Origin of the sequence: Nostoc sp. CMAA1605 (assembly GCF_021596505.1) — a bacterium.
Taxonomy (GTDB): domain Bacteria; phylum Cyanobacteriota; class Cyanobacteriia; order Cyanobacteriales; family Nostocaceae; genus Trichormus.
In genome coordinates this window covers 42,912-59,144 of the sequence record NZ_PJIZ01000001.1, presented here as the reverse complement: position 1 = coordinate 59,144, position 16,233 = coordinate 42,912, and the positions used below count along the sequence as shown (strand labels likewise).

The 16,233-nt window shown below is 40.5% G+C and carries 16 protein-coding genes; 5 read left to right on the top strand and 11 right to left on the bottom strand.

All coding sequences use genetic code 11. The features are described from left to right. Nucleotides 1-344: 344 nt before the first annotated feature. The 3 genes from CV014_RS00250 to CV014_RS00240 all read right to left on the bottom strand — a co-directional run bounded on the left by CV014_RS00250 (nt 345) and on the right by CV014_RS00240 (nt 2,782). On the bottom strand, nt 345-1,346 hold the full coding sequence (locus CV014_RS00250) for a glycosyltransferase (protein WP_236140185.1): 1,002 nt from the start codon (nt 1,344-1,346) through the stop codon (nt 345-347). Nucleotides 1,347-1,398: 52 nt separating this feature from the next. Next, complete coding sequence (locus CV014_RS00245) at nt 1,399-2,052, bottom strand: DUF6391 domain-containing protein (protein ID WP_236140184.1); 654 nt, start codon at nt 2,050-2,052, stop codon at nt 1,399-1,401. A gap of 466 nt (nt 2,053-2,518) precedes the next feature. Continuing rightward, entirely contained in the window at nt 2,519-2,782 is a 264-nt protein-coding gene (locus CV014_RS00240) for a helix-turn-helix domain-containing protein (RefSeq protein WP_103140383.1), read from the bottom strand. A gap of 416 nt (nt 2,783-3,198) precedes the next feature. Between CV014_RS00240 and CV014_RS00235 the strand changes: the two genes are divergently transcribed. From CV014_RS00235 to CV014_RS00225, 3 genes are all read left to right on the top strand, one after another. After that, nucleotides 3,199-4,173, top strand: coding sequence for a carbohydrate kinase family protein (locus CV014_RS00235; RefSeq protein ID WP_236140183.1), 975 nt, complete (start codon nt 3,199-3,201; stop codon nt 4,171-4,173). A 374-nt stretch (nt 4,174-4,547) separates the two neighbouring features. Beyond that, nucleotides 4,548-4,790, top strand: coding sequence for a DUF7219 family protein (locus CV014_RS00230; RefSeq protein ID WP_236140182.1), 243 nt, complete (start codon nt 4,548-4,550; stop codon nt 4,788-4,790). A 33-nt stretch (nt 4,791-4,823) separates the two neighbouring features. Beyond that, entirely contained in the window at nt 4,824-5,480 is a 657-nt protein-coding gene (locus tag CV014_RS00225; protein WP_236140181.1) for an NIL domain-containing protein, read from the top strand. Here the strand turns inward: CV014_RS00225 and CV014_RS00220 are convergent. From CV014_RS00220 to CV014_RS00205, 4 genes are all read right to left on the bottom strand, one after another. Continuing rightward, a complete protein-coding gene (locus tag CV014_RS00220; protein ID WP_236140180.1) occupies nt 5,477-6,592 on the bottom strand; it encodes a Gfo/Idh/MocA family protein in 1,116 nt (371 codons plus the stop codon). The two genes, CV014_RS00225 and CV014_RS00220, sit on opposite strands and share 4 nt — an antisense overlap. A gap of 101 nt (nt 6,593-6,693) precedes the next feature. Then, the gene (locus CV014_RS00215) at nt 6,694-7,161 is read right to left on the bottom strand and encodes a DUF4870 domain-containing protein (RefSeq protein WP_236140179.1); all 468 of its coding nucleotides are present in this window, start codon (nt 7,159-7,161) and stop codon (nt 6,694-6,696) included. A 70-nt stretch (nt 7,162-7,231) separates the two neighbouring features. Continuing rightward, nucleotides 7,232-8,398: a DUF1822 family protein gene (locus CV014_RS00210; protein WP_236140178.1), complete on the bottom strand. Its 1,167-nt coding sequence runs from the start codon at nt 8,396-8,398 to the stop codon at nt 7,232-7,234. A 141-nt stretch (nt 8,399-8,539) separates the two neighbouring features. After that, the gene (locus CV014_RS00205; RefSeq protein ID WP_236140177.1) at nt 8,540-9,715 is read right to left on the bottom strand and encodes a sigma-70 family RNA polymerase sigma factor; all 1,176 of its coding nucleotides are present in this window, start codon (nt 9,713-9,715) and stop codon (nt 8,540-8,542) included. An 82-nt stretch (nt 9,716-9,797) separates the two neighbouring features. On the opposite strand from CV014_RS00205, the gene CV014_RS00200 reads away from it, so the two are divergent. Next, the gene (locus CV014_RS00200) at nt 9,798-10,592 is read left to right on the top strand and encodes a hypothetical protein (RefSeq protein WP_236140176.1); all 795 of its coding nucleotides are present in this window, start codon (nt 9,798-9,800) and stop codon (nt 10,590-10,592) included. A 55-nt stretch (nt 10,593-10,647) separates the two neighbouring features. On the opposite strand, the gene CV014_RS00195 is transcribed toward CV014_RS00200, so the two are convergent. Together CV014_RS00195 and CV014_RS00190 are read right to left on the bottom strand one after the other, a co-directional pair. Further along, the gene (locus tag CV014_RS00195) at nt 10,648-13,080 is read right to left on the bottom strand and encodes a hybrid sensor histidine kinase/response regulator (RefSeq protein ID WP_236140175.1); all 2,433 of its coding nucleotides are present in this window, start codon (nt 13,078-13,080) and stop codon (nt 10,648-10,650) included. Then, nucleotides 13,077-14,504 carry an ABC transporter substrate-binding protein gene (locus tag CV014_RS00190; RefSeq protein ID WP_236140174.1) on the bottom strand — a complete coding sequence of 476 codons (1,428 nt, stop codon included), beginning with the start codon at nt 14,502-14,504 and terminating at the stop codon, nt 13,077-13,079. Before CV014_RS00190 ends, CV014_RS00195 begins: the two co-directional genes overlap by 4 nt. 95 nt (nt 14,505-14,599) lie before the next feature. Here CV014_RS00190 and CV014_RS29795 point away from each other — a divergent pair, with 95 nt between their 5' ends. Beyond that, on the top strand, nt 14,600-14,728 hold the full coding sequence (locus CV014_RS29795) for a hypothetical protein (RefSeq protein ID WP_268964427.1): 129 nt from the start codon (nt 14,600-14,602) through the stop codon (nt 14,726-14,728). Nucleotides 14,729-14,940: 212 nt separating this feature from the next. Here the strand turns inward: CV014_RS29795 and CV014_RS00185 are convergent, their stop codons facing one another. Continuing rightward, entirely contained in the window at nt 14,941-15,345 is a 405-nt protein-coding gene (locus tag CV014_RS00185; protein ID WP_236140173.1) for a hypothetical protein, read from the bottom strand. 390 nt (nt 15,346-15,735) lie between these two features. Next, on the bottom strand, nt 15,736-16,170 hold the full coding sequence (locus tag CV014_RS00180) for a CAAD domain-containing protein (protein WP_236140172.1): 435 nt from the start codon (nt 16,168-16,170) through the stop codon (nt 15,736-15,738). Nucleotides 16,171-16,233: the final 63 nt, after the last annotated feature.

Here is a 16,233-nt window from a genome sequence, read left to right as displayed (position 1 = left end):
GAAAAAGCAAAGCTACTACGATATATCGATTTAAACACAGTGCGATCGCATTCCTAAACCATGAATAAGTAGAACAGGGTAAATGATTAAAGGTTTGTAGTGAGAACTTTAGTTCTCTCTCCGTTCGCGTAGCGTGTCGTAGACAGATGCTCCACGAACAAAAAAGGACTAAAGTCCTTACTACGAACTAAATACTAGTATTTTTACATTATTTATATAGTTTAGTTTTTTCAAGTCGTTATACTTAAAGTCGATGTTTAGTTTCTCAAACTAAACATCGACTGATAAATGAATCAACATCCCCAAGCAACCAGTATTCAAGCCAGTATTCGTTATGGTGATATTTATAAACCCTGAAAATATTTTTTGCGAAATTTATTTTTAATTCTCTGGATAGATAGATTCAATAAACGCCCTCTAGTTAAACTGGTAATATTACCAGGATAATTTTTTTTGTGGTTGAAAAATGCGTTTAATTCCTCAATAATTACTTGCCAACGCTTAATAATATTTTCTGGTCGGTACTCGGCGAAAAATTCTTCAGATAAATTAGGTGATATAGCCGCATTTATCACCTTGAAAATTCTATCTACATCATATTCTTGAGAATATCCAGCTATTTTATAGCAATTAAATCCAGGGTCTAAATAATCTGAAAGTCCACCATTGATACTAGAAAAAACCTGACAACCACAAGCCATTGCTTCCATTGGTTGCAACCCAAAACCTTCACTAACATTCTGTTGCGCCCAATATTCCGCCGAGTCGTAAAGATAAACTTTGGCTCGATTAAATAGTCCTGGTAAATCTTCTACATAGGAATCAACTACCTGGACTTGACATTTTTGTTGTAAAGCCGGAATCAGTTGTTTGAGTAAATATTCTGAAGATTTTCTAGCTTGTACTAAAACATCAATATCTCGTTCTAAGTGCAAGTTTTTAAATTCATAACTAATTTCATTCGGCAAGTAATAAATTAGAGAATTAGGTGCTTTTTGTCCCCAATATCCCAGGGTATTCCGGCTGACAGTAATAATCGGGATGCTAGCAGGTAAACTAAATTTATAACCTGCACTATGGGCATGATAAACAACATTGTGTTGCTGGAGTTTTTTTGCTAATTGAGCGATATCAAATCCCCAGCTAATCACAAAAATGGCGTTATCTAAATTTGGCTCTTGCAGCAAGTCATCTAAAAAGGGTTTATCTGGTTCTCGTTGGCGATAAGTCACCACTTCAGCAATACAGACTTGTTGAGCCAGTTTAAACGCTTTCAACTCTGCCCACAACCCACCACAAGCAAATTTGCCCCCAGTTCCAGGAACTAAAAAGTAAAGTTTTCGCATTACACTAATTCAATCTTCTGTTACCTTTTCTCTTTTACCTTTTACCTTCTTCTTACTCTCGCCAGTTTACTTTGACAAAATGACCTTGACGACCCCACACATCACGGGAGATTGTAATATTTTCTACAGCTAAGTTAAAGGGAATCGCAGTGGTAAGATATTTTTGAGCGATCGCACCCAAATCAGGAGCCAGCTCTGAGGCTGTAGTTGCTGCCAAGCCTAACCCAATCAATTGCTCTATCGGTCGGAATGGTAACATCAAATTCACACCCACCGCCAGGCTAGCAGTTAATAACATCGCTACCGACAAATTTGTCCCACAACGGGGATGTACAGCCAAATCCCATTCGCCGTGAGTCAGGCGGTGAAGAGCCAGAGTTACTGCGCGACGCAAATCACTGATATTCACCTCGCCATAGAGATAAAACCCTTGGTCTGTAGATAGCCCACCCAATAACTCATCATCAATTTGAATTTTGCTTGGTCTTCCAGTCGGAGAATGAGTATTTTTGACTTCGCTTAACACCCAAACAGTAGCGTGTTCTAAAGCATGGACTTGACGCAGCATTAGAATCTCTTTCAACCCAGGGACAAAAGATAGCTGCTGAAGTAAATCAGCATCTTGTCTGGGTTGAGGGGTTGTAAAATCAAAACTCAAAAAATCAAAGGGAGACGAACTACCAACAGAAGAAGCAGAAGTATTCATAAAAACACCGCCCCTCAAGATGATGGAGCAATATAGATTTCTTACCAATGTAGCGTCTGAGGCAAAGGATTGTTGCTAAATTTTGTTGATGATTGTCTCAATATTTTTTGACAATTCCAAGCCTTCCACTCGCGCAACTACCACAAGCGAAATATGAAGAAACTCTTTTTCTTCCCCTAAACCCCCACACCCCTAAACCCTTACACCCCTTATAAATTCTGATATGCCAAAATTACCCGTTAGTACAGTTAGTTACAAAACTGTACCAACGGGGAAAAACAGCCACCCACAATAACTAAACAGCCAAGTTTTACCTTCTGCTAGATTTTGACTTGTGTGAGACTTGCGCTAGAGATTCACAAAATATTGCGTGAGGAGAAAACAATAAGCAGTCAAAATCAGCCTTGCTGTAGCCAGACGAAATTAATTGCCATGCTAGATGCACTTGAGAGTGTCTGCAATCGGTTTATTCGTCTGGGGTTGGTAGAGGACAACAATTGACATCATTCAAGCAGACCTTACCCCACTGTAAGGCCCAGCGAACTAGAGCCACTCGGTTTTCAGTTCGGGTTTTGTCGAGAATGTTGCTGATATGGTTATCAACTGTGCGCTTGCTAATTTCCAGTTTCGCTGCAATTTCTTGGTTAGTTAAGCCAGCGGCCACTAAGTCGATAATTTGCAGTTCTCTGTCTGACAGACTAACAGGGGTCTGAGACTCGCCACCAGCCATGAGTTTTCTATCCTCCCTTGGTATATGTACTTAATCACTCTTCTTAATTCTAGAAGATTCTTTTGGCTGTAGGCATTTCAAGTGTTAGCTGCAATACGATTGACAATATTTTTTTCCTTTTTGAGTTTGACGATAATTTCGCCAATTCTACAGCACTTATATTAAATAGCACTACTTTTTTAATTAAAAATACTGCATTATTCTTATCTGTAAACACGTAGCCAAAACAGAACTATGTTATTGATTATACTGGTTATTTATTGATAGGGAACAGGAAATAGAGCTTGGAATTTGATGTTACTAGTTAAGATTTCCCCAGTCCCCAGTCCCCAGTCCCCAATACCCAATCCCTTTTAGCAAGAACACTGCGAAAATCTAGAATGAGATTGCAGTCCTTTTGTAAGGCTAAGATTGAGATGAGTAGTCCCCGTGTTTTGTGCCTTGGTGAAATTTTATTTGATTGTTTAGCTGATCAGTTAGGGCTAAAGCTGGAAGAAGTGCAATCATGGACTCCTTACCCTGGTGGCGCGCCAGCGAATGTGGCCTGTGCTTTGGTGAAGTTGGGAACTCCTACTGGATTTGTGGGTTGTGTTGGAGAAGATGAACCAGGGAATGCACTAGTGCAGCTACTACAAGAAGTAGGTGTAGAGACAACGGGTATACAACGTCATGCTAGTGCGCCCACACGCCAAGTTTATGTGGTAAGAAGTTTAACTGGCGATCGCACTTTTGCTGGCTTTGGTAAATATGACACTTCAGAATTTGCTGATACACGCTTACAAGCCAAGCAATTACCAGAGTCACTGTTTCGAGATGCAGAGTTTCTGGTTTTAGGTACTTTGGAATTAGCCTATCCTGAAAGTGAAAAAGCCATCAATCGCGCTTTAGCATTGGCTGAACAGTATGATTTAAAGATTGTGCTAGATGTCAATTGGCGGCCGGTATTTTGGCAAGATGAAAATATCGCCCGCCAAAAAATCAACGATACATTTAAACGCGTCGATTTCTTGAAACTCTCCAAGGAAGAGGCAGAATGGCTATTTGATACTGCTGACCCTGGTGCAATCACTTACCGTCTAGGCTCGATTGAAGGGGTATTAGTGACAGACGGTGAGCATGGTTGCGCCTATTGCTTAGGTGAAAATGAAGGTAAATTACCTGCTTTTGACGTTCCTGTGGCTGATACTACTGGCGCAGGTGATAGCTTTTTAGCCGGATTTATCCATCAACTCAGTCAAAAAGGTATCCATAGCCTTGGTGATGCTGATACCGTCAAAAGTATTATTACTTACGCTAGTGCAGTGGGTGCATTAACTACTACCAAACCAGGTGCGATCGCTTCTCAACCTACTCCGGCTGAAGTCGCATCTTTTCTTAAGGATAGGAAATAGTTAACCCGCCGAATTTTAGATTTTGGATTTTGGATTTTGGATTTTGAATTTTTTGGGTACAAGCCCCAGGAAAAATCTAAAATCCAAAATTAGTTGATTGTTCACTCATGATCTGCAAATACTGTAAGTGTATGGACTTACAGTATTTTTTTGTTTAAGGTATTGATTTACTTACTTACATATGCAATACTTTGAGAGTAGCATTAATCTACGGTAATCCAATCAAGTTACTGTAATTTAAGTTCCTTTGTATTTGACATTGAAGTATTCCTGTGCGGTTGTCTCCTAACTATTACTAGTAGTAGATGGGTATATTATCCATCTACTAATTTATTTCCAACTTCACTCGTTCATCATAGGGAGAGTGCATATTTATGGAACAAAAATCTTCGGACAACGAACTAAATGAATTTTTATATAATCGTAGTCCTTATTATGGGCAGATTAGCCCCGAATACATAAGTTTTAACCATCAATTGCAAGATTTTTCTCAAAGAGTTAACTATATATGTAGTTTACAAACTGGAGGAAAAATATCTTTGGATGATGCTTATCAACAAATCAAATCGCTTTGGAAAAAACTCAAAGTTGCTCGACAAGTTTTAAACATTAAATAACACTAAAAACATATATTTATATTGAATATTTCTATGTTCAGTCATAAATCATCCCCAACCACCCCTGTAGATAGCCGTATTCGGATACCCCAACATTATCGACAACAACCGATAATTTCGCGGTTAATATCACGCTATGGTGTGACTGTGAATATTAAAGCAGCAATGTTGGCAGCAGATGAAAATTACGGTTGGTTTGACTTAGAACTGCAAGGAAATTCCGAAAATATTTGTAATAGCCTGCTGTATTTACAAAATTTGGGAGTCGATTTAATCGAACTGGGTATTGCTGGTAATGTACAACATAAGTTGAGTTATCAAGAGTTTCCTGACTCTCCATCCCAGATTAATCAACAACAGTCTTCGCCATTTACCCTGACTACAGGTACTCCTGTTTACCAAAGTTATGGAGATTATATTGGACAATCTCACCGTCTGCGGTTACAACTTTGTATTTTGAAGGATTATTATCAGACACCAGTGATTTTTGAATTAGTTTCTCGCTTCAGCATCACTGTCAATATTATTGCTGCATCACTATCAGCTAATCAGCAAAATGATGGTTGGTTTGATTTAGACTTGTGGGGTAAACCTCAGCAACTTTTTGCTTGCTTTAATTATTTGAGAGAACTGAATTTACCCCTGTGGTTAGACGCGTCTTCTCTACATGGAGATATTATTTGGATTTAGATATGATTAATAGTTTCGTCTAAACTTGGGACATTTACCCAAGTGGAATTTTGATGAGATTGATGGGATAAATCCATTAATAATTGTGAGTATACCCCTTCTTTTAATGATGGGATAGTTTGCTGTTGAGTATCAATTCCTTGTACCCATTGATTAACTACTCGCAAAAATGCACAAATGCGTCCATCAGCATAGTGTTGGGGAAATAAAAATCTTGGGGGAATTTCGATTTCTTCCAGGGGTTTACCTGGCTGAGAACCCCAAACTTTAAACCCATGTATGTAATCTTTTTGGTTGTCACTGCCTATAACTAGAGTACCGCGATCGCCATATACTTCTACCCAATGGGTACGGGGAGCATGAACCACTGCGCTAATCGCAACTTGACAGGGTGTTCCATTAGCTAATTCTAAGGAGATGAGACAGGTATCATCAGTTTCTACAGGTTTTAATTCCCCAGTCGCAGGTTCAACCCGTGTGGGAATAGCTGTAGTTAAATGGGCGTTTAATCTTTTGACTGCACCAAATAGCCAGTAGATATAATCAAACGCATGAGAACCCAAAGAACCTAATGCACCGCCACCTTTTTCTTGAGATGAATACCAATTCCAAGGGCGGGAAGTGTCAGCACGAGATGAACCCAACCAATCAATTTTAATTAAGCGTGGGTTGCCAACGTAACCTGATGTTAATAATTCTGCAAAAAATTGCCATGCGGGAACAAAACGAAATTCAAAATCTACTGTGGCGATGAGATTTTTTTGTTGGGCTAATTGATACAGTTCTTTAGCTTCGGTGACGTTTAAAGTTACTGGTTTTTCTAGTAGTAAATGTTTACCTGCTTGTAATACTTGTTTTGCCATTTCGTAGTGCAGAAATGGTGGTGTGGAAATGCTGACTGCTTGGACTTTTGGTAAAGCGAGAATATCTGTAAGTGTGTCGCAGGCTTGGGGGATGTTATTCGCTGTGGCGATGGTTTGGGCTTTATTAATATCGCGGTGATAAATCGCAGTTATTTCTGTGCGATGATGGGCTTGCAATGCGGGGATGTGGACTTTTTGACCAAATCCTGTACCAACAATTGCTACACCTATTTTATCTTTTAGTTCCATGAATTTTTTTAGTTAGAAATTTATGCTGAGTATCATAGGAGTATGATTATCTCACGCAAAGGCGCAAAGACGCAAAGGGACAAAGGAGGAGGAAAAGGAATTTACCTTAAGATTCTCATGGTGCAGGGATAGCGGTAATGTTCGCCGTTGTATGCTTTGGTGGCGGCAAATGTAACTAGGAATAATTGGATTAAAAATAGGGCGATAATAAAGGTCATCCAAATAAATAATAAGCTGTCTAAAACTGTGTCTACTTGATTAATTTCGCCGTTAGTAGTTACTGCAATACCACAACTGGCTAGCACTAGCAACAGAGAAATCATGATGACAACGACGATATAAAACGTTAAGGTAATTTGAAAATTTAATGATTCTCTACCTTGAAAGTCTACCCAAGGATATTTAATTTTTCTCAGTCGCCAAATCATGAGAGGGGCGGCGATGTTCAATGGTAAAAATAAAGGAATACCGATTAAAATTAAACCAAATAATAGTATCCAAGCTAACAATGCTGAGAGATGACACAACATAGCCCAGACTCGCATTTGTTGGTTGTGTTTTTCTCCCATAGCTCGTAATCTCATGTGGATAGAGAAATGATGTTTATCCACATTATCAATAAAAAAAGCCCCCAACAGCTTAGAATTTTAAAATTTCTCGGTCATAATTTTCTGGAAGTGGTTCGACTTCCCACACTATGCCTTCGCCAGCTTCGAGGGCGACTTCTACGAAAAGTTGCTCGACGGCGGTTGTGGCTATATCTTCATTGTTGGGGAATGGTTGTAAGTCTTCGGTGAGGAGTCGGAGTTTAAAGCCGCCGGGGATGACTGCGCCGACTGTGGCGTTGCGTAACTCGAACCGCCAAGATGGTGCTTCGGGTTCGCCTTGGGGGGAAATTGAGAGTTCGTAGGTTTGTCCTGCGATCGCTAATCTGCGAGATAGTGTGATTCCAGGTTGTACTCCTTCGACACTCCGCGCCCCAGCCGCACTTAATTGTAAGTTCAATCTCCCCCAACCCATCGCCTCGGCTGTCTGGGAAACGCCTGCTTGCAACCATTGCAGCACTGAACGCTGTTCTGGTAAGCCGATGCGGCGTTCATAGAGGTTGGTTCGCCATCCGCTATGTTCTATTAGTCCTCCCCACAATTCAAAAGGGACGGCTAACCGAGGGGTGATGACTTCGGGATTTCCTAAGCGGGTAATTAAGTTTTGGGCTTGGGTAACGGGAATACTGGGTAAGGTTGCTAGTTGAGTGCGTGTAGCTGTCTGGGAACAAAATTGTAATTCCACAGATAACACACTCATGTCAGTTGTTAAGTTACTCGCATCTAAAGTATAAGTGCGATCGCTGGGATCATATTTGCCCTGAGTTTTCAATTGTGCATGGGTACAGTAACCCCACACCCGCACATAACCTGCATCCGTATCTACTTGCACTGCTAAATAATAATCCCCTACCCAACTTGGTAAATCTACCCACTCTTGAGGTACACGTAATTCACTTAAGTCAATAGTCTCACTGGGAACTAAGATAAATCTAGATACGTCTATATTTACGGCAGTTCCATTTACCAGTTCCCAAATGCTGGCTAGAGAATTGGTAGAAGGCCATACCTTTGCTTGGCGTGTAAAATCTTCCTGCAACCACGGCAAGACTGCACTCAAGCAATTTTCATTTAAATAGGCTTGATACCAAGCAATAGGATGTGAAAAAGACTGACTAGCTAGATTTTGGCGATGATTAGGGATTTCTAAAATCAAGCCCGTTGAGTCAGCAAAGGTAAAGATGGTGGGGTTAGCAGTCATGGTACATACTCCGGGGGATCAATTCAAAATTGAAAATTCAAAATTTACTCATTAAGAAGATTTTGAATGATTCACCCCTTGGCAAACCGAGGTAAAAATCTATAAATCTTAATAATGAGTTTGCGACAGTTTTAGCATGGTTTAGGGTGGCGAGACATTGTAGTAATTCTGTAACCAGTCTTCTATTAATGTACTCATACCTTTGAGTATGTCCGGTGTGAGAGAAATATGCAGTGTGTCCTGACTCCAGCTAGCCAGCGATCGCAATAAATTCTCCTTGGCTTTACTCAGTCGTCGTGAAACAGTGTACTGTTTGATGTCTAATTGTTGCGCGATCGCATCCTGATTGGCTTTTTGTCCGTAGTATAAAAGTAAAATTTCTTGCAATTGCGAATCTAATTGAGATACTGCTTTAATTAATACTTGATTAACTTCTGTTTTCTGCGAATTCCTTGCCTGTTCTTCTTCTTGGGCAATGATTTCTTGCATTAAAGATGGTTGTTCTGTACCAGGAAGATTATCTAAAATCTCCGAGGAATCATCACCGCCCTTAGTAGCATTTAATGAATCAGGAGTGGGATAAAGATACTTGCGTATCGCTTTAGCCGCATACAATAACCACTCTTCTAGGGTTTTGGGGCTGACTGATGGTGTATTTTGGGCATTGTAGGCTTGAGCGATCGCTTCCCAGGTGGCATCATCTGGGCGGGATAATTGGCGAGAATTAGCGGCTTTTGTCGGGACATACAGAGTTTTGAAGCAATTCCAAGCCTGGATGTAACTGTGAATTTTGCTTGGGGATAAACCAGCATTTTGCAAAGATTCCTCTAATCGCTTTTGGCTGATTTTGCGTAATAAACCCCAATCAGTGCAGATATCAACTTCCTGACGTTGGCGGAGTGTTTCCCGAATTGCACTCCCGAAAATAATACTGGCGTAGTTTTTCAGAGTGCTAGATTGACTGGGATTAAAGCCTTTGAGGACTCGATCAACTTGGGCGATCGCCACTTGAAAACAGTCAGAAAGTTTGTACTGTGTACTGGTAAAACTGGCGGCGGTTTTTTGGGAAGTCCAATAACAAGGTTCTTGCAAATAAGCCGTCAGATGTTGCTTGGCTAAAGGTTGAGTTTCCGGCACTTGCCAAAACTTATACCAGTACAATGCCCAAAAATATTCCGAAGTTTCCTTGGGAGTTTGCTGGAGACAACTTTGGATACTGCGACGCAAACGTGATTCCGTCGCCCACCGACTGAAGCGATCGGCATCAAACTGCACAAAAGTTGAAAAAATTTCAATAATGCTTTGCCGAGGTTGCATAAAAAACTAGAGGCCGACCTAATAGGACAACAGAAGGTGTTCAACAACACCTCAACAAACTTTACTACATGGAACAAGAATCATGTTTCGCTTAGGACTTAAATCTTTAACACTAGGTAGTATGGTGGCCTTAACTACGGCAACTACTGCGCTAGCCCAAGTACCAACATTACAAAACTTTAAACTAGTTCAAACTGCAAATTTTAATTGCGGGTCGCATCTGCGTACTTATATTGTGCGATCTCTGAATGGAAATCAAGGTGTTGGTATTCGTTGTGTCAAATTGAGCGCAGGTAAACCAGGGACAAGAATTCCTAGATTAGCTTGGTACGGCGAAGGAAATTGGGGAGGGACAACTTACCGCCACGTCGGACAAGCCATCTACAGAGGTAGTAATCTTGTCGGTTTTGCGTCAGATATTCATGGTAATGGAGAAGGTTTTAACGGTAACTTCCCTGGGAATTTAAATGTGCAGGTTTTAAGTGGTGGTGCAAGAATTCGTGTCACTGGTGCGTGGAATGAAGAATGGCGATTAGTTAACACCACTAATTACAACCCCTTACCCAGAGCAAGAACCTGTGGTGGATATTTTGATCAATATCAAGTTTCTGACCTTTCAGACAGCCGCAATGGTGATGGTTTGCGTTGTGTGTTGCGTGTCGGAATCAAAAACACCACCTGGTTTGGTAATGGTAATTGGGAAGGTGCTACCTATTCCCATTTAGGAACACGTTCTTCTGCTGGTTATGGTGCTGGTGATCTTTGCGGTACTAACTTCGGCACAATTTGTAATAACTTTGATTGGGGTTCATTAAAATTAACACCTGTTCCTGGTGGTATTGATGTGACAGGTGATTGGAATGAGAAGTGGCGTTAATCAAGTGATTTTCCCCTATACCCCTATACCCCTACACCCTTACCCCCTTACACCCCTATGGTTCACGGTGTTGAGATATATTCAAAAATTGTTGTATGGTAGTTTGCAATTGTTTGAGTTTCACTGGTTTAGCAAGATATTCGTCTGCTCCAGCCTCAAGACAACGTTCGCGATCGCTGGGCATGGCTAAAGCCGTCAAGGCAATAATGGGGATATGGGCTAGTTGACTATCTGCACGGATGCGTTTAATCGCCTCTATACCATCTAATCCTGGCATTTGAATGTCCATGAGAATGATATCAGGGTGTCGGCTTTGGGCAATGGCGATCGCATCTTTGCCATCTTGCGCCACAATCAGCCGGAAGCCCTTAGCTGTCAGGTAGTAAGAAATCGCTAGGACATTAGCTTCGTTATCTTCAGCTAACAACACCAAAGGATCATCGGTTTCTGCTTCTGGTATATCTGTTGCCATTTCGGCTAGCGGTTCTGATGTAATATCCTGATTTGACATCGACTGGTCTAGCACCAAACAAGTACGGGGTAAATAGACACTAAAACAACTACCCTTTCCCAACTCACTCTGTACAATCGCTGAACCACCATGCAATTCGGCAATTTGTTTCACTAAGGTTAGTCCTAAGCCAGTACCTTCATAGTGGCGGTTAAGTTTGCTGTCAACTTGAACGAAGGGCTGAAACAGTTTATCTTGAAAAGATTTCGGAATCCCAATACCAGTATCGCTCACGGAAAAATACAGAAATTCCTCATCAGGTGATGGTTGATTACCTGCAAAGACAACATCCACCTCTAAGTTCGGTAGTGCAATAGTCCCAAAACGAACCTCCAAAGCCACCTCTCCACCCGTAGGGGTGAACTTGACGGCGTTAGTGAGGAGATTCATCAGTAACTGACGCATCCTCTGTTCGTCCACAGCAATATGCTCGTAGTTGCTTGATTGAATAGTTGATAGTTGAATTTCTTTTTTGATGGCTTGTTGTCTGACTAATGCCACACTAGACTCACAAAGATGTGTAATCGAGACAGTGGAAATTTCCAATTCTAGACAACCAGCTTCGATTTTAGAAACATCCAAAATATCGTTAATAATTGCTAACAAGTGTCGTCCACTGTTTTCGATCAACAATAAAGAATTTTCTTGACCTTCGTTGATTCTCCCAAAAACTTCTTCTAGCAACACTTCGCAAGTACCAAGAATCACATTCAAGGGAGTCCGCAATTCATGACTCATATTCGCTAGAAACTCACTTTTAGCTTGGTTAGCCGACTCCGCTTGACTTTTGGCAACCGCTAATTCAAATGTACGTTCTGCCACCCGTAGTTCTAAATTTTCCCGATCTAATTTGATTTGCTCGGCCATAGTGTTAAAAGTCTGGGCGAGAATCCCGACTTCATTTTGAGTAATCACCGGGACATATTGATTTAAATCTCCCTGGGTTAAACGTTTAGCCGCCTGACTAATGTTTTGAATCGGTTCAGTAATTTGTCGAGACAGAAAGTAAATAGCCAACATTAAGAGAAAAGAAGTAATACAACCGAACAAAGCAAAGCTTAATCCCAAGCGATTAGCAGGTTTAAATGCTTCCTCATGACTGATTTCGGCCACGAAGCCCACACTATACTTAGGCAACCAACGATATACGCCGATGACAGACACACCATATTGATTGTAGTAATCAGCCACGCCATTTTTTTGAGCGATCGCCCGATCAATCGCTGTGCTTTTGAGTGTTAAATCTGAAGGTAAATTTTGCCCCTTGCGAAACTTATCACTTGCCGTGTTGAGAAAAACAACGGCATTTAAGTTAGATTCTCCTACTAAATAAATAGCTTGAGTCTCAGTTTTAATAGTGCTTTCTAACAACATATTTTGCAGTTCTGTGAGACTCAGATTAATTACCAAAGCCCCCATCTGAATTCCTGAACTATCTTTTAAAGGAGTGGCGATCGTGATAGCTGGTTGTCGCTCTTGATTTAAATAAAAATTCGGTGTAACGGAAGTTAAATTTTTTTGTGTCAGATAAGTAATAGGATAGCCTAAAGGTAAATATTGCTCATCTTGAGTTGAAGAACCTGAGCAGAAAACTATATAGCCACTATTTTCGGTAATGCAAATATTGCGGAGATTCGGCTTAACGAACGCTGTTTGATCAAGGTACTTTTGTAAGCGATCATAAGCTATTTTTCGAGCCTGGGAATTCTGCCGTTCGATTAATTTTGGTACAGCCTCGCGAATTTCAGTTTGTTGTGCTAAGTGAAGTACATCCCGCAATTGATTGTTAACCCAATAGTCCAACTCCTTAGACTTAAAATCCAAGGAATCATTCAGGCGACTGACCACTTCTCCCCGTAAATTTTGGCGAGAATACCAAGAAGCACCAACAGCAACTAATCCGGTCGTAACCCAAGAAATCACGGAAAATCTATAGACTAATTGATACAGTAAACTTTTACGATTCCAAATGCTCATAGTCGGTTCTCGAAGCGTTCCCAAATTTTGCGGATCTGCATAATGCCCCAATCAGCAGCTTGGGTGGGTGAAGCCTGATTTTTCAGCGTTTTCTGAATGATTTGCGCCCAAAGTTGTTGCATATAAATTTGACTGAAGACAGGGTGCAATTTGTCATCCTCTGGTAGTCGAGGGCGATTGTAGATAGCGAGGGCTGCTGCGGAATGAGGATCAGAAGCGTCTTGCCATAGAGGATTGTTTAACAGTTGTGGCATAGTTGGTAAAATTCGGCCATTAAATCCGTGAACTAATCGCTGGAGATTATCTGGTTTGAGTAAATATTGCAGAAACTCCCAGGTTTGTTGAGATGGTCGTTGGTGTTTGAGAGCAATAATCTGATTGAGGACTCTCGGAGCTTGCAAAGTTGTACCGTCTAGTTTTTGGGGATAACCTGCTAATGTGCCAATATTTCGGTATCGCTGTGCAGCATTGCGATTATATTGACTGTTTTCTAATTTTTGTGATTTGGGAATAGATAAAGTCATGTTAAGAGTCATCAAAATTTTACGGTTGAGAAAAGCAATATTATTACCTGAACCTGACCATTCAATGGTATCTGGAGGCACATATCCTTGTCGGTAAAATTCGACGAATTCAGTAATAACATGGATTAACTTCTGCCTGTTGTCAGTATTTCCAATCATCAGACCTTGTTCATGGGTGCCGATCGCCACGTTATTAGCATCCAAGAACAGCTGAAAGGCGGCAATAGTATCGAAACCGTTTGCAGACATACACAAACCCAAACCGTATAATTCTTGATATTGGCGCGATCGCAACTGTTTGTGAGCCGTTTGCCAAAACTCCCAAAATCTATCCCATGTTTGGGGAATATCGGCTTCCGTATATCCTATCTCAGCCAGTAAGTCTTTCCAGTAATGGATATAAGCATCTGATTGCCCAATCGGTAAGGCATAGTAACCGCGATCGCCCCGCACTTGGTTGCGATAAAGAACCTGGGGTAAGACATGAGGTTGAAAATTAGAGGCGATGGGATGAATCAAGTCAGACAGATCAAGCAGTTTATCTTCCCATGCCAGTATAGGTGCAATAATTTGATTAAAAGTAATTGAAAATACAATATCAGGCGCATTGAGATTGTAGGGATTCTTCCAAGCCTCTAATAATGATTGTTCAATAAAATCATCGGAAACTAACTTTAAATTTACCCTTTTACCAGTATTTTGCTGCCATTCTGCGACTAGTTCCAAAATACCCTGGTTCTCTTCAGCTAGATATCCCCTTTCCCAGAGAATAAATAGTTCAGGATTGGTAGCCACGGAATTGACTTTGATATCTGTTCTGTCTACATTGCCACAACCTTTGAGGGTAGATAAGAACAGGCTCAAAAAAGATAATTTTTGAAAACGTCTTCTAGTAAGCATCACTACTTCCAATCATAGCGTTGAATGATGAGGAAATAGCACTCTAACCTAGAGTAGCTCCGCACTCAAGCGTCTCAGCACAAAGCTTAATGGGATTGGGAATTGGGGATTGGGAATTGGGGATTGGGAATTGGGGATTGGGATTTTTACTCATTACTCATTACTCATCACTCACCACTAAACACAAACCCCCCAGATTAAATCTGTGGGGTTGGCAGGTGTGAATTGAATGCTACTAATGATTAAGTAGAACGGTGTAAATAATTCAAGGTTTGTAGTGTACTCCTGCGGGGAAGCAAGCTACGCGCAAGCGTCTCGAAGAGAGGACTTTAGTCCTCTGATAAGGACTGAAGTCCTTACTACGAACTAGATTCCAATCTTTTTACATTACTTCACATAGTTTGGTTTTTTCAAGTCGTTCTACTTACAGTCTGATTTAGATGAAACCTGTTCCTTTCCCTCTAACATCATCTTTTTCAGTTAATTCGCCTTCTTTGTCTTCATTAACTTCTGCTAACTCTTCCATTCTCTTAGCGGTATCTTGTTCCGTTACAGCCGCAGCATCACCAGGAACTTCATAATACATTTCCGGTTCGATAGCGTAGTTATTTAATAACCCTTCTTTGTCTACTGTATAGCCGTCTGTAGTGCGGATGCTTTGAGCATTTGTTTGATCATCTGTAGGCGCGTCTGCTTCTCTTTCTTCTGTGGGAAGTGTTTTGTATAAATCTCCTTCCCTTTCTCTACGAGCAGCAGTTTCCGCAGGTACAATACCTCTGTCGTATGTGTCTACTTCTACACGCTCATGTGAATCAATTGCTCTATTTTTTTCATTAGTCATAAATCTATCCTCGTTAAAAAGATTGTTAAAACTTCGAGAACTAGATTATGCTTTTGAAAACTATAAATCTACTATCTTTAGGAGTGATCACTAGACAAATATGTATCATTCTTTTCTATCTTGAGAGATATAACAGGAAACAACAAATAGGTTTGAAACTCAAATCGCTTCTCAACAAGACGCTAGGCTTGGCTGACTGCCACACAGTGGTACACTCTAATTCACAATTAACAATTCAAGATAATAGACAAACAAAAAACCCAGTTAATTAATCAAACTGGGCTTCTTAATTTAAGCAATGCTTCAATTTTAAATTAGGATTGCTACAGTATTTGAGAAATTCAGGTGACAGGATTTTGATGATTCTAACTCCTGAATTTTTAATAGAATCTAGTTACCGAAAAGTTGGTTTTTCAATGAGTTAATTTCGGCGAATAGCTCTTGGCGAGTGGAAGATTTGATGAGATAACGGAAAACAAACCAAGCAGAATAACTAATGCCAATTACTTCAAAAATGGGTGATAACAGAGGGATATCGTTGATGGCATCAATTAAAGCCAGTAATACCCTTAAGGTCACTACCACTGATAAGATAATGAGGGCAATGAATATGGGTTGTTTATATTGTTGATAGAAACTTCCTAAATAATCGGGTAGCTGTCCTAGAGTATCAGCTACTTGCTTGGCTGTTTGCTGCCACTCAGCATTAGTATTACTAGCTGAAGGGAGCTTTTGAATCTGACCATTCTCTGGGCTAGCTAGTGCGATCGCGCCTTGTGGTAGAGTGGCATTTAAGGATTCCGGTTGTTGTTGTTCGGTTTCCATAGTTTTTCTATTGTGGTAATCAAAACAATTATTCTAAGTGGGCATGATGTAAATAAACATAAT